Annotated in this window: 14 protein-coding genes; 2 read left to right on the forward strand and 12 right to left on the reverse strand. The window is 57.9% G+C overall.

Annotated features, from left to right (window positions below; genetic code table 11):
* The first annotated feature begins 75 nt into the window (after positions 1-75).
* Entirely contained in the window at positions 76-687 is a 612-nt protein-coding gene (locus RBB76_RS14775; RefSeq protein ID WP_429630163.1) for a protoglobin domain-containing protein, read from the forward strand.
* 171 nt (positions 688-858) lie between these two features.
* Positions 859-2,244 (forward strand): dihydrolipoyl dehydrogenase family protein, encoded by a 1,386-nt coding sequence (locus RBB76_RS14780; protein WP_429630161.1) that lies wholly within the window; start codon positions 859-861, stop codon positions 2,242-2,244.
* Between the two features lie 127 nt (positions 2,245-2,371).
* Here RBB76_RS14780 and RBB76_RS14785 read toward each other — a convergent pair whose 3' ends face one another.
* The 12 genes from RBB76_RS14785 to RBB76_RS14840 form a co-directional block, all read right to left on the reverse strand.
* Positions 2,372-3,217 carry a 2,3,4,5-tetrahydropyridine-2,6-dicarboxylate N-succinyltransferase gene (locus RBB76_RS14785; RefSeq protein WP_429630159.1) on the reverse strand — a complete coding sequence of 282 codons (846 nt, stop codon included), beginning with the start codon at positions 3,215-3,217 and terminating at the stop codon, positions 2,372-2,374.
* A gap of 55 nt (positions 3,218-3,272) precedes the next feature.
* Complete coding sequence (gene dapA / locus RBB76_RS14790; RefSeq protein WP_429630157.1) at positions 3,273-4,193, reverse strand: 4-hydroxy-tetrahydrodipicolinate synthase; 921 nt, start codon at positions 4,191-4,193, stop codon at positions 3,273-3,275.
* Between the two features lie 121 nt (positions 4,194-4,314).
* Complete coding sequence (locus RBB76_RS14795; RefSeq protein WP_429630155.1) at positions 4,315-5,562, reverse strand: pyridoxal phosphate-dependent aminotransferase; 1,248 nt, start codon at positions 5,560-5,562, stop codon at positions 4,315-4,317.
* A gap of 324 nt (positions 5,563-5,886) precedes the next feature.
* A complete protein-coding gene (locus RBB76_RS14800) occupies positions 5,887-7,155 on the reverse strand; it encodes an aminopeptidase (protein WP_429630153.1) in 1,269 nt (422 codons plus the stop codon).
* An 18-nt stretch (positions 7,156-7,173) separates the two neighbouring features.
* Entirely contained in the window at positions 7,174-7,860 is a 687-nt protein-coding gene (dapB, locus tag RBB76_RS14805; protein WP_429630151.1) for a 4-hydroxy-tetrahydrodipicolinate reductase, read from the reverse strand.
* Positions 7,861-7,870: 10 nt separating this feature from the next.
* Complete coding sequence (lysC, locus tag RBB76_RS14810; protein WP_429630150.1) at positions 7,871-9,274, reverse strand: lysine-sensitive aspartokinase 3; 1,404 nt, start codon at positions 9,272-9,274, stop codon at positions 7,871-7,873.
* A 26-nt stretch (positions 9,275-9,300) separates the two neighbouring features.
* A complete protein-coding gene (asd, locus tag RBB76_RS14815; protein ID WP_429630149.1) occupies positions 9,301-10,440 on the reverse strand; it encodes an aspartate-semialdehyde dehydrogenase in 1,140 nt (379 codons plus the stop codon).
* 147 nt (positions 10,441-10,587) lie between these two features.
* Positions 10,588-10,953, reverse strand: coding sequence for a hypothetical protein (locus tag RBB76_RS14820; protein WP_429630147.1), 366 nt, complete (start codon positions 10,951-10,953; stop codon positions 10,588-10,590).
* A gap of 45 nt (positions 10,954-10,998) precedes the next feature.
* Positions 10,999-11,802 (reverse strand): beta-sandwich domain-containing protein, encoded by an 804-nt coding sequence (locus RBB76_RS14825; protein WP_429630145.1) that lies wholly within the window; start codon positions 11,800-11,802, stop codon positions 10,999-11,001.
* Between the two features lie 56 nt (positions 11,803-11,858).
* Positions 11,859-12,905: an isocitrate/isopropylmalate dehydrogenase family protein gene (locus RBB76_RS14830; protein WP_429630143.1), complete on the reverse strand. Its 1,047-nt coding sequence runs from the start codon at positions 12,903-12,905 to the stop codon at positions 11,859-11,861.
* A 3-nt stretch (positions 12,906-12,908) separates the two neighbouring features.
* Positions 12,909-13,382, reverse strand: coding sequence for a transcriptional regulator NrdR (gene nrdR, locus RBB76_RS14835; RefSeq protein ID WP_183975733.1), 474 nt, complete (start codon positions 13,380-13,382; stop codon positions 12,909-12,911).
* Between the two features lie 154 nt (positions 13,383-13,536).
* A complete protein-coding gene (locus tag RBB76_RS14840) occupies positions 13,537-14,589 on the reverse strand; it encodes a lysylphosphatidylglycerol synthase transmembrane domain-containing protein (RefSeq protein ID WP_429630141.1) in 1,053 nt (350 codons plus the stop codon).
* Positions 14,590-14,620: the final 31 nt, after the last annotated feature.

Genomic DNA, 14,620 nt, shown 5'->3' on the forward strand with positions numbered 1-14,620 from the left:
ATCTCCTCAACCTAAAGTCTCGTAAGCCATGTCACTCTAAATAGACCGAACTTCCACAGAAGGGAAGAGAACTCCATGCAGAAAGTCGCCGAACAAATTCATGGCTACACGTACGGAACATCCGAAGTCGCGACCTCGCCTGTCACGCTGCAGCAGCTGGAAGCTCTGAAAGTCACCGTGGGCTTCACAGAAGAAGATCAGCGCTATCTCCAGCAAGCCGGCACTGTACTCGCAGACCAGACCAAACAGATCGTAGAACACTGGCGCAGCGGAATCATCGCAGGAATTCCAAATCTCGCTCGACACTCACGCTCTCCACTGAACGAACCCCTACCCGACTACCTCGCCAAGAGCAATCTGCGATTCCAGCAATGGATCCTCGACACCTGCCTCCGCCCCTACGATCAGGATTGGCTCAACTATCAACAGGAGATAGCCCTTCGCCACACCGCGCTGAAGAAAAACCAAACCGACAAAGTCAGTTCAACTCCTTACGTCCCACTCCGCGACATCGTCGGCTTCATCTCTGTAATAAACGAAACCATCAAACCTTATCTCGCCGCGAAGAATCATTCTGCCGACGAAGTGGATCGAATGCATCGGGCATGGTGTAAATCGATCCAACTCCAGTTGGCACTCTGGGCTGAACCTTACACCGACGCCCACCAGGCCCCAAACGAATGGTGAAAAAGTGAAAGAAGACGTCCTACCGGCGGTCACCTCGTGACAGCTGCGGACAACATCTGATCGCGACCAACGGGAGCGCCAACCGAAGGGATATACAAGTCACGAAGTGACCGCTGCCCGCGCAGGGCGAACTCGAAGCAACACACAATCCTCGAAAGCACGGAGACACCAATGTCCACGCCCGAACAGTACGACGCACTCATCATCGGCAGCGGAGAAGCCGGAAAATATCTCTCCTGGCATCTCGGTTCCCAGGGCAAGAAGGTCGCCAACATCGAAGACAAGCGTCTCGGCGGAGCCTGCCCCAACGTAGCCTGCCTGCCCAGCAAAAACGTCATCCACTCCGCCAAGGTCGCCTCCTTCTTCCAGCGCGGCTCCGAGTTCGGCATCGTCCACGGCAAATGGCACGTCGACATGGAGGGCGTCAGCGCCCGCCGCCAGCGTATGATCGACGGCCTCCGTGACATGCACCTCGCCAACTACTCCAAATCCAACGCCGAGATCGTCATGGGCTTCGGGCGCTTCATCGCCGACAAAACCATCGAAGTCGCCCTCAATGCCGGCGGCACCCGCACCCTCCGCTCCGACCACATCTTCCTCGACACCGGCTCCCGAGCCACCATCGATCCCATCCCTGGCCTCGTCGAATCCGCGCCCCTCACCCACATCGAACTCCTCGAACTCACCGTCCTCCCCGAGCACCTACTCGTCCTCGGCGGAGGCTTCATCGGCCTCGAACTCGCCCAGGCCATGCGCCGCTTCGGATCCAACGTCACCATCATCGAGCGCAACCCAACCCTCGTCCACCGCGAAGATCCTGACGTCACCGAAGGCCTCCACCAACTCTTCAAAGACGAAGGCATCGACATCGTCACCAGCGCCAACATCACCCGCGTCGAAGGGGTCTCCGGCAAATCCGTGACGGTGCACCTAAGCGATGGCGCGAAGCTGCAGGGCTCCCACATCCTCGTCGCCACTGGCCGCACGCCCAACACGCAAAACATGGGTCTCGACGTCGTAGGCATTAAAACCACTCCCACCGGCCACTTCGAGGTCAACGACCGGCTCGAGACCACCGCCCCCGGCGTCTGGGCCATGGGCGACTGCGCCGGCTCACCCCACTTCACCCACATCTCCTTCGACGACTTCCGCATCGTCCGCGACAACCTCGCCGGCGCCAACCGCACGACGAGGAACCGTCAGGTCCCCTCCGTCACCTTCACCGACCCCGAACTCTCCCATGTAGGCCTCACCGAAAATGAAGCAAAGAAGCAGGGAACAGCCTACCGCCTCGGCAAGATCCCCATGGCCGCCGCCCTTCGCACCCGCACCCTCGACGAGACCCGCGGCTTCATGAAGGTCCTCATCGGCGCCGACGATCACATCCTCGGCTTCACCGCCTTCGGCTCTGGCACCGGCGAACTCCTCCCCGTCATTCAACTAGCGATGTCGGCCAACCTACCCTACACCGCGGTGCACAACATCATCCTGGTCCACCCCACGCTATCCGAAGGCTTCATCAATCTCTTCAACACGGTCCCAAAAAGACCAGCATAGAAAAAGGCCCATCCCGACCAGCGGGAGGGCCACTGCAAATCTTTATCACCGCAAAAAAGGTACACACGCCACGAAGTGGCCGCCCCACGCGCAGTGGGCCCGTCCGGCAGGACAAGACCCGCAATAACTAACGCAAAATCTCCTCTAACACCAAAGAAAGCTCAGTCTTCTCGTCCCGATATTTAACAATCACCGGAGCCGCCAAACTCAACCCCCACTCCGCACCCTTCCCCTTCGAAACCGCTCTCGATCCCGGCACCACCACCGCACCCTCCGGAATCACCAGCGGCATCTCCGCCGTAGCCTTATAAATCTCGCCTTTCACCAGGTCGTACACCGGCGTCCCTCGCGTCAACACTGTACCAGCCGCCAGCACCGCGCGCTTCCGCACCACGGTCCCCTCATAAACACCAGTATTCCCGCCAATCAAACAATCGTCCTCAATAATCACAGGGGAAGCATTCACCGGCTCCAACACTCCACCAATCTGGGCCGCTGCACTCAAATGCACGCGTCGACCAACCTGCGCACAGCTCCCCACCAGCGCATGCGAATCCACCATCGTCCCTTCATCCACATACGCCCCAACATTGACGTACGCCGGCGGAATCACCGCAACCCCCTTCGCCACATAAGCACCAGTCCGCACACTCACGCCGCCCGGCACCACCCGTACTCCGTCAGCCACCGAAAACCGCCGCACCGGATATGTATGCCGGTCGATAAACTGCAGCGTCTCGCCGCCCATCTCCACCATCGTCCCAATGCGAAACCCCAATAGAATCCCGCGCTTCACCCACCCATTTACACGCCATCCCAGCGGCACCGAAGCATCGGGCTCCGCTGCTCTCAACTCTCCCGCTTCCAACTTCCCACGCAGCTCAAGAAAAGTTGCCTCCGCCTCAGCATCACCAACCGCTATCGCACCCTGCGCAAACCAATGCTCAATCCGTTCCTGCAACGTTCCGTTCAAAACTTATTCCTCGTCTTTCACGTTTCTGTGAACTATCAATCGATTGCGATGAAGCCTAAAACATCCGCAGATCTTCCCCTGTTGCCGGAACACCAACCAGCATCCCCAACTCACCAATCATCCGTTCCAGCCGTCTCCGCGTCGCATCAGACACCGGAACCATCGGCAGCCGCAGCACATTCTCCCCACGCCCCAGCATATGCAGCACCGCCTTCACCGGAGCAGGACTAGCCTCCCAAAAATGCGCCTGCATCAGCCGAAAAAACTGCCGGTTGATCCGCCGCGCATCTACCCAGTCGTTCTCCAGTGCCGCCCGTACCATCCGCGCCATCTGCCCCGGAATCACGTTCGAAGCCACCGACACCAACCCCGCACCACCCAACGCCAGTACCGGCAGGGCCAGCCCATCATCTCCCGCAAATACTTTGAAGTTTCGCGGCGCGGTCGTCAGCAGCTCGGTGATCTGCGCAATATTTCCGCTCGACTCTTTCACCCCAATAACATTCTTCAACTCCGCCAGCCGAAGCATCGTCGCCGGCTCCAAATTCGCACCTGTCCGCGAAGGAATGTTGTACAACAGCACCGGAAGCGCCGTCGCCTCCGCGATCGCTTTGAAGTGCTGATACTGCCCTTCCTGTCCAGGCCGGTTGTAGTAAGGATTGGCACTCAGGACACCCGTCAACCCATGCACCTGTGACACCTTTCGCACCCGCGCCACCGCTTCATGGGTCGAGTTGTGCGTGCAGCCCGCAAACACCGGAACCCGCCCCGCCGCAGCAGCTACCACAACCTCAATCGCCCGCAGCCACTCCACCTCAGTCAGTGTCGAGGCTTCTCCCGTCGTCCCGCACGGAACAAGAAAGTCGATTCCACTCTCGATCTGCCACGTCACCAGCGCATGCAGCGCAGGCTCATCCACACTGCCGTCCCTGCGAAAGGGAGTCACCAGCGCCGTTCCACAACCCATCAATTCCATAATGACTGCAAGTTTACCCCGTCAGCGATGTTGATTTCAGCGCACCCAGCCCTCGCGTCGAAATCAACCCAAAAAATAGCCCCGACGATCTCTCGCCGAGGCCGAGCGCTTTTTACAACAACTAGCCGCGATAGAGCTCCGACGGCACATGGAACTCAGGCACATGCAACTCCGCCGCTCCATTCGCCGCTCCCGCGGGCATGTCCATGCACTTCACAAAAGCCGTCTGGAACTTCGCCATCTCGGACTTCGTCCCCACCGTCACCCGCACATAGTTCGGCATCGCCGACCACGTCCTTCCAACCGCAACATTCTCTTTCAACATGGCCGACTGAAACTCTTTACCAGGACGTTTCACATCCACCATGAACATATTGCCCTGCGATCCCGGAATCACCTTATAGCCATGCTTCGTCAGAAACTCCACCGTCTCCGTCCGAACATCCGCATTGATCTTCTTGCGCAGAGGAACCAGATCCTTATCCAGCAAACTCGCGCGGGCAGCCGCAGCGCTCGCAATCGAGACGCTTGCCAGGCTCTGGCTGGGCCCACCCACATTGTTGAACCGGTCAATCAAATCCGGCCTTGCCACTACGAACCCAGCACGCAACCCAGCCATGCCGTAGATCTTCGAGAAAGTCCGCATCACAATTACATCTTTATCCTGCGTCACCAGATCGATGCAGGATTCGTTATCGGAAAAGTGGGTATAAGCCTCGTCGATAATCACAACCGAACCCGCCGGCTTGTTGTTCACCAGCCAAACGATGTCTTCCTTGGGAGTAATCGTCCCTGTCGGGTTATTCGGATTCACAATGTAGTACGCGCCCGGCGAAGGATGTGCCTTCAACATCGCCTTCACATCATGCGCATACGTGGCGGTCAGCGGCACCGGATACTTCGGTGCTTTCATCGTCTCAGCCGCTCGCGGCCCTTGCTCGTAGCTAGGATCTCCATAAACCAGCGGCTTGTCCGGACCGATGTTCGACATCAACGCCAGATCCAGCGGCCCGCTCGATCCAGGAAACAACGCCGAATAATCTTTCTTTAGCCCAAACTGCCCATTGAAGACATCAATCGTCTTCATGTACTCATCCCAGTGGTAACGGCCTCCTTGCGCGCCCATGCTACATATCGCCGTTAGTGCGGACTGCGCCGGCCCCAAAGGATTTTCATTCGAGCTGATCACAACCGTGTCGGCCGAAAGCGGCTGCATCCCGCGCGTCCCGCTTCGTCGCGCCGTCTGCCCTGCCGCCGCAGGGGGTGTCATCGAGGCAAATGCCGGAAACGTAGTCGCCGCCGCCGAAGCAGCGCCAACGATACGCAGAAACGATCTGCGGGAGACACCTTGCGTCATATCGGAATTCATAGAAAGTTCTCCTCGAAAAAGTTTCGACTAGTAGAGATGCGACACCACGGCGACAGAAGGAAGAGGCCAACTGAGGATCCTGAGGATCTGCTACATATTTCCTGCAAAAGCGAATCGCCTTGCAGCAACTATTCTTTGGGAACTTTGGGGTGTAGACGGACCGCCGTCCGATTGAGTTTCAATTTACCGCGAATTTCCTGCAAATACCAGAAAAATTCTTCCGGCCGCAGTGGAAAAGCCAGGAACCACGCAGCTCTTCCACCCTTGAGAACGTCACGCGGCCCGCATATTCGAATCAACGCCGAGCCGCGCCCCGCTTGCGAACTAAACCCACTCGCCCCTGCGCATTAACGGCTCAGCCGTCCCATCCGCGGCCACACCATCCACATCCATCTCACCCGACCCAATCATCCAGTCGACATGGATCAGGCTCGCATTCGCACCCAACGCCGCCAGTTGCGCCGCATCCATCTTCTCGCCGCCGATCAAGCACGTCGAATAGGCCTGCCCCAGTGCAATATGGCTCGCAGCGTTCTCATCGAACAGCGTATTCCAGAACAACACCCCGCTCTGCGCAATCGGCGAAGAGTGCGGCACCAGCGCTACCTCACCCAACCGTCGCGCGCCATCATCGGTGCTGATCAACCGGTTCAGCACATCCTCTCCAGCCGTCGCCGTAGCCTCAACGATCTTCCCGCCTTCAAACCGCACCGCAATATTTTCAATCAGCGTCCCCTGGTGCGACAGCGGCTTCGAGGCCCGCACCGTGCCATTCACGCGGTCCTTATGCGGCGTCGTAAAGCACTCCTCGGTAGGAATATTCGGCTGGCAATACACTCCATTCCCCGCAGTCGTCCCACCGCCAGCCCACAGATGGTCATCCGCCAAACCAACTGTCAAATCTGTCCCTGGACCTTTGAAGTGCAGCGCAGAAAACCTCTTCGCGTTCAGCATATCCATGCGCTTCTTCAGGCGCGCTCCATGCTCCTTCCACTCTGCCACCGGGTCATCCACTGCAATCCGCGACGCGACGAAGATCGCCTCCCACAACTTCGCGACGGCAATATGCTCAAGCTCCCCCGGAAACACCAGCTTCGCCCACTCCGGCGTCGCACAAGCGACGATCGTCCAGTTGATCTCATGCCGCGTAATCAACTCCATCGCCGGCTTTCCAGCCTTCGACGCCGCAACATTGGCCCGCGCCACCTTCGCAGGATCCTGCTTCGCCAAAAGCGCCGGATTCGCCCCCGCAATTGCCAGCCGAGCCGCTCCACTGCGGAAGCCCTCTGCAATCCCGTCATGCAGCCACTTCGGTGCATAGTCGAAGCTCGCATCTGCACCATACTCATATCGCGCCAACACACTCGGATCATCCGAATAGAAAGTACTTACCAGCAACGCCCCCGCCTTATAGGCATGCTCCGTAATTCGCCGCACCAAAGGAAGCGCCTCAATCGGAGCGGACATAATCAACTCCTGCCCCGCCTTCAATCCCAGCCCAACCTTCACCGCAACCTCGGCCAGCCGGTCGAGCTTCTCTTCAAACGTCAGTTCTGCAAACTTTGTCTTCGCAACCGCTTCCATCACGCTCATAACATCTCCTTGCAACAACTAAACCTCGGTGTAAATATCCTGAAAGTCAAAGCACCCTGTGCGCGATGCCAACCACTCCGCTGCTCTCACGGCCCCCTCTGCAAACCCGCGCCGCGAAAACGCTTCGTGCGTCAACACCAGCCTGTCAGCATCGCTCGTAGCAGTCAGCGTATGCAAGCCCATCACATCTCCCTCGCGCCTCGCCTCCACCGGCACCTCCGACACACCAGCCGCCGCCTCAACCACCTTCGACAAAGTGATCGCCGTGCCCGAAGGCGAGTCCAGCTTGCTTGCGTGATGCGTCTCTGCAATCGAGAACGCATATCCAGCCTTCTTTAGATCAGCCCCCATCGTCTTCGCCAGGCGAAACATCACCTGCACGCCAACAGAAAAGTTGGTCCCATACAACAGACCAGCCTGCTTCCGCTCTGCCAGCCCGCGCATATCGTTCAGCTTGTCGTACCACCCCGTGGTCCCAATCACCATCTTCGCGCCCGTAGCAAGGCACGCCCGCATGTTCTGAATCGTCGCCTCAGGCGTAGTGAAATCAATCACCACATCGAACCCCGAAACAAACGGTGGCGTCAGCGCCGAGGCTCCCGCATTCTCCTTCGCATCCAGCACATTCACGCTATGCCCACGTTCCGCCGCAACCGATGCCACCAGCTTGCCCGTCTTGCCCATCCCCAACACCAGAACCCGCATGTGTTCCTTCCTAAGCCTTACCCTCAAGCTGAACCCGATTCACAACATCGAACACCGTCTCATCCGGGTTCGCAAAAAAGTGGTTATGCAAACTCCGCACAGCCTCTTCCACATCCTCTTCATCGATCATGAAGCTCATATTGATCTCGCTCGCACCCTGCGAGATCATCCGCACATTCACATGGCTGATCGCTGAAAAAACCTGCCCCGCAATGCCATTGTGTCCGCGAATATCCTCGCCCACCAGACACACTAGCGCCTTGTGTCCTTCCATCTTCACATCCGCAATCTTCGCCAGCTCCGCACAGATCTCCGGCAGCTGCTGATTGCTATCAACGGTCAACGAGATACTCACCTCGCTCGTCGAAACCATATCGATCGCGCACTTGTACTTATCGAAGACGTCGAACACCGCCTTCAAATATCCATGCGACATCAGCATTCGGCTCGCAACAACATCAATAATCGTCAATCGCTTCTTTGCCGCAATGCTCTTGAACGGACTCGCGCACCTCGCCGCCATCGCGGTAATCTTCGTGCCTTCATTCTCCGCATTGCGCGAGTTCAACACCCACACCGGAATACTCTTCTGCACCGCTGGCAGAATCGTCGCCGGATGCAATACTTTCGCGCCGAAGTAAGCCAACTCCGCAGCCTCTTCAAAGCTGATCGTCTTCACTCGCAGCGCATCCGGACAGATCCGCGGATCGGTCGTCATAATTCCATTCACGTCCGTCCAGATCTCGATCGCGCCCGCGTGCATTCCGCCACCTACCAGCGAAGCAGTGAAGTCGCTGCCGCCGCGTCCAAGCGTGGTCGTAACCCCCTCCGCAGTCGAACCAATAAATCCTCCCATCACTGGCGTCTTCCCGGCCAAAACCAGCGGCAGCACAATCTCCGCCAGCTTCGCTTCAATCGCAGCGTCCTGCGGAACCGCCTTGCCGTAGCTCGCATCCGTAATGATGCAGGTCCGGGCATCCACATGGGCGCCTTCCAACCCCTGATGCTCGAGTGTCTCAGCCATCATCTTGCTCGACAGCCGCTCCCCAAAGCTCACCACCAGGTCGTTCGTGCGAGGCGTCAACTCCCCCACCGCCGCAATTCCCCGCAGCAGATCATCCAGCGCATCGAACTCCTGATGCAGCACCTGCTGAACCCGCACACACCGCTGTCCATCCAGCAACATGCTCGATGTATCGATATGCCGATGTCGCAGCCGAGCCCCAATCGCCAGTGCTCCAGCCTTATCCCCACGTCCCGCGGCCGCAGCAGCCGACAGCAGCAGATCAGTCACCTTCGCCATCGCTGACACAACAACGACAGCCTCCAGCCCCTTCTCCCGCCGTCCGCGAACGATAGCCGCCGTCCGTTTCATCGCCGGCGCGTCTTCTACCGACGTGCCCCCAAACTTCATGACAACCAACTTCTCCCGCGCTACGCTCAAGCCGTCACCGCCGCAGCCTTGAGCTGATCCCCATCCTTCGCCGAAACCGCCTGCAATGGAACTCCCAACTTATCCAACTTACCCAGCAACGCCAGCACCTCCGCGTTCAACACCGCTGCTCCCGCCGCACCGCGAATCGTATTGTGCGACAGCACCACAAACTTCCAATCCAGCAGAGTGCACTCGCGCAACCGCCCCACCGTCGCCGTCATTCCATGTCCTCGCATCCTGTCCAGACGAGGCTGCGGCCGATCCACTCCCTCGTCATACTCCACCGGCTGCTCAGGAGCCGTAGGCAGATGCTGTCCCTGCAACGGCAGAAACTCACTCCAAGCCGCAATTATCTCCTCCCGCGTAGCCTTCTTCTTCAGCTTGATACTCACGCACTCCGTATGCCCATCCTCCACCGCAACACGGTTGCAATGCGCGCTTACCTTCGCATCCAGCAACTCAATCTTCGCGCCCTTCCGTTCCCCCAGCAGCTTGCCGACCTCCTCCTGCAGCTTCTCCTCTTCATTTTTGATAAACGGAACCACGTTCCCAAGAATGTCGAGCGATGCCACTCCCGGATAACCCGCGCCGCTCACCGCCTGCATCGTCGACACAAACAAGCTCTCAATCCCAAACTTCTCTTCAAGAGGCTTCAACGCCAGCACCAGCCCAATCGCGCTGCAGTTAGGATTCGTGACGATATACCCACCACGCCCACCATGGTCCTTCCGCCAGCTCTGCGTCTCCAGCAGTGCAAGATGATCTGAATTCACCTCCGGCACCACCAGCGGCACATCCGCTGTCATCCGAAACGCGCTCGAGTTCGAAATCACCGCGCAACCTGCCGCCGCAAACTTCGGCTCCAACTCTCGTGCAATATCCGCATCGAGCGCCGCAAAAATGATCTTCGGCAGCTCAATCGCCGATCCCTCAGGAACATTCGGTTGCAGCGTCATCGCCGCAATTCGCTTCGGCAGTGGAGTCTCGAGCTTCCACTTGCAAGCCTCGGCATACGTCTTCCCGGCACTGCGATCGCTCGCTGCCAGCCATGCAATCTCAAACCACGGGTGATTGCTCAAAAGTTGAATGAATCGCTGCCCGACCATTCCGGTCGCGCCAAGAATGCCAACCCTGCGTCGTTCCATCCACTAAGAATAACTCGCGGACCGAACACCGTCACTTACCCACGAGCCGACCAACGGAAGGCCCGAGCAACTAACCCAACAAAACAGAGTATAGAAGTCACGAAGTGACCGCTCTCCGCGCAGGAGGCCCGTCCGGCAGGACACTATCTAGTTGTCCCGCCGCCGCGAGCGCGTCATCCGGTGCCCACCGCCAGCCCACACCAGCAACGCCACCAGCAGATGCAACAAAAACCAGAAATGAATCCCCTGATCCTGATAGATCAGATACAACACCAGCGCACGCGGCAGCAGCAACCAGAAAAGAAGTGGCACCACCCCCGAATAGTGAGGTGGTGTCAGATCGAAGTGAAACGGCCCCAGCAAACCCTGAAACCACGCCACGACCATCGCGAGCCGAGGCAAAAACAGAGCAAATACCAGAAACCAAAGCGGCAGCGCATGAACCACGAACGCCAGATCAACCGTAAACTGCGCCGTATGCTGTGCTGCCAACACCGCCAACTCTGCAATCATCCTGCCTCCGTAGCTGTCCTTTGATCTTCGTTACGCGATCAACTTCTACTTCGCACTAAAACTGAAGTCCGCCTTCGTCGTCCCCTTCGGCTCAACCGTCACGGTCATCGTCTGTTCGCCCAGCTTCTCGTGCACCGCCGCCAAAGTATACGTCCCCGCCGGCAATCCAGTGATTCCAAAATGTCCATCCGCATCCGTAACCGCGAAAAACGGCGTAGCCGAAACATTGATAAACGCATTCATCCAGGGATGGTTATTACACCTCACCGGAATCATCACCTCTGGCTGATTGAACTGCTTCACCTGCGGCGAACCCTTTGGCCCCTGCGAAATATCAATCGGCTGACTTCCAGCCACAGTCGGCATCGTGTGAATGTTATGCATCGTCGAGTCCGAGTTTCTAAACTCCACCGACCCACCCCGCACCACCGCAATCACATGCGGCACATATTTACATCCCACCTGGTCGAGCACTACCGGCGCAGGCGTCGGGCCGCCCGACAACATCGCAGCCGGAGGCCCGCTCTTGATATACACATAAACATTCCCCAGCTTGCCGTCCTTCACCGCATACTGCTCAGCAAAGTTGTCCGCAGCCGTCATCGAGCACACCGGATCCATCGACATATCGATCTTCACCGGCTCCGGAGCTTTCCCAGCAAAACGGATCGTCCCCGTCACCATCCCCAACGCCGCCTTATCGAGTTGCACCGTAGGTGTCGGCGCTATCTTCGACATCTCTGGCACCGTGTTATCGCCGCTGTGCTTCACCGCGTCGCTGGGCTTGCATCCACTCATCACGCCACACGCAACCACACCAGCTACCAACCAACCACAAATCCGCCTCATACCACCTCGCTCAAATCTCTTCCTTGAAAACTGCCACAATCGCACCACGCAAACGCCTAAGCCGCAGCCCCCGGAGCTTCCATCGCAGCCACCACCGCATCGGCAAATGCCTTCGTCCCGCTGGTGCCGCCAACATCCTTCGTCAGCGTCTTCCCCTCGCGATACACCTGCTCCAGCCCTGCCTGCACCCGCTCCGCCGTCGCCGGCTCATCAATGTGATGCAGCATCAGCACCGCGCTCTGCAACAACGCAGTCGGATTCGCCATATCCTTCCCAGCAATATCCGGAGCCGATCCGTGCACCGCTTCAAAGATCGCGCACTCAGTCCCAAGATTCGCTCCCGGAACCAATCCAAGCCCGCCCACAAACGCGCTGCAAAGGTCGCTGAGAATATCCCCATACAAATTCTCAGTAAGCAAAATGTCGTACTGATAGGGATTCATCACCAACTGCATGCAAGTGTTATCCACGATGTGCTCGTGATACGCCACCTCAGGAAACTCTTTCGCCACCGTCTGGCAGCAGCGCAAAAACAAACCATCCGACAACTTCATGATGTTCGCTTTATGGATCGCATGAATCTTCTTCCGCCCATGCTTCCGCGCATAATCAAACGCAAACTTAGCAATCCGCGTCGAACCCTTCTCGGTAATAATCTTCAGCGCCTGCACCACTCCGGGCACAACCTCATGCTCCAACCCGGCGTACAAATCTTCCATGTTCTCGCGCACAATCACGAGATCGAGTCCCGGGTACTTCGTCTTCAGCCCAGGAAGATTCTTCACCGGCCGAAAGTTCGCAAACAGCTCAAACTTCTTCCGGAGCGTTACGTTGATCGAAGTGAACCCCCCACCAACCGGCGTCGTCACCGGCCCTTTCAACGCCACACGATTCTTCTCGATCGAGTCATACAGCACCTTCGGAATGTACTCACCCGTCTTCTCAAACGCATTCGCTCCCGCGTCATACGGATGCCAGTCAAACGCCAAGCCCGTCGCCGCACCCGCTGCCTCCAGAATCTTCACCACCGCGCCAGAGACCTCGGGCCCAATCCCATCGCCCGGAATCAAAGTAATCCTGTGCGTCTTCTTCGCTGCCGTCATCCACTACCGCCTTTTCTTTGGGTCTTTCCCGTTCAACAACTCTTCCAGTTCTTCCTTGAACTCGCGAACATCCTTGAAGTCCCGATACACACTCGCGAACCGAATATACGCGACGGTATCGATCTCCTTCAGCCGCGTCATAATCAACTCACCGACCTCATTCGTCGTCCGCTCACGCTCCGGGGAATCGACCACATACGCCTCGGTCTCATCCACAATCCGCTCCAGATTCACAGCAGCGACAGGCCTTTTCTCGCAAGCATGCAGCAGCCCGCTCAGCACCTTCTGCCGGTCGAACTTCTCCCGCCGTCCATCTTTTTTCACCACCATGTAGGGGATCTCGTCGATCCGCTCATACGTCGTAAATCGCTTGTTACAGCCTTCGCACTCCCGTCGCCGGCGTATCGAATCCGCGTCTTTGCTCTCGCGTGAATCGACAACTCGGTCCTGGGCAAAACCACAGTAGGGGCACTTCATCGGAATAAGTCGATTCTATCAGCGCAAACAAGCGGATCATCCGCCGACCAACGGGAGGCAGCAACCACTTCACCCACACAGAAAAGGAACACAAGTCACGAAGTGACCGCTCCACGCGCAGTGGGCCCGTCCGGCAGGACAAGCCGCGAGAAAATTACCCCAAATCCCCTTCAACCACCGCAGCCCCAGCCGCTTCACTCTCTTGGGCAACCTTCTTCAAACTCACATGTTCCACCCGCGAGTAGATCAACCCAGTAGGAATAATGCAGAGAAAAGTAACCACCAGCAACAAAGCCCCACAAGCGGTAGCAGCCTCAAGCGGCGCACCAAAAAACGTATGCATCGCCGCAGCGGTAATCGCAATCTGAGTAAACCACCCAATAATCGGAAGCTGCAGCAGCGAACCACCAATGCTGGCCGCCATCAACAGCATCGTCCGCGAAAACGTCACCCCAGCCAGCTCAGGAGTATGCACAAACGCGTGCGCAGTCTGCAGATAAGCAAACCCAATCATCATCCACATCGTCAGCGACAGCAGTGTCACCACACCAAAGTCCCGAGCCGAAGACAACGCATTCAGCCCATCGCGAAACCCGATAATCTTCGTAGCGATGCTCTCCCCAGCGGACTTCGAAACCAACCCAACCGTCCTTCTCGCAAACGTAGCGACGGTGCCACCCGCAGCCCTCACCACACCCGCAAAGATCGCAATCGCAAGCGTAGCTCCCATGCTCAACACGCCCGCCTTCACAAACACCTCATGATGAGGCAGGCCCTTCGGAGTGAAAGCCAGCGCCCCCGAAAAGATCAGCGCCGCCGCTCCCAGATCGAACATGCGTTCAATCGTCCATACCGCTATCTGCGAGCTCAACGGCAGGTTCACCCGTCGCGCCACCAGGTACGGCCGAGTGAAGTCCGCCAGCCGCCCAAACAACGCCACCGCAGTGAACCCAATAAACTGCGAACCCAGCAAGGAAGCAGGGGAGACCTTCTTCGTCGGCGACAGAAAAACCGACCACCGCACCGCTCGCAGAAAAAATGTAACGTAAATCAGCACAATTCCAGCGACGATGTGTCCCACGCTCACATACCGAAGCTGCTGCCAGAAGTTGGCCCAATCAAACTGCACTTTCGTCCGAAACAGCCACACCAGCACCACCAGCGCAACCGCGCCGACTCCCCACACCACTGCGTTACGCTTGGTCATCCATCTCTCTCTTGATCCGTAGCTGGTGCTG

Origin of the sequence: Tunturiibacter psychrotolerans, assembly GCF_051013365.1 — a bacterium.
In the GTDB taxonomy this organism is placed as follows: Bacteria; Acidobacteriota; Terriglobia; order Terriglobales; family Acidobacteriaceae; genus Edaphobacter; species Edaphobacter psychrotolerans_A.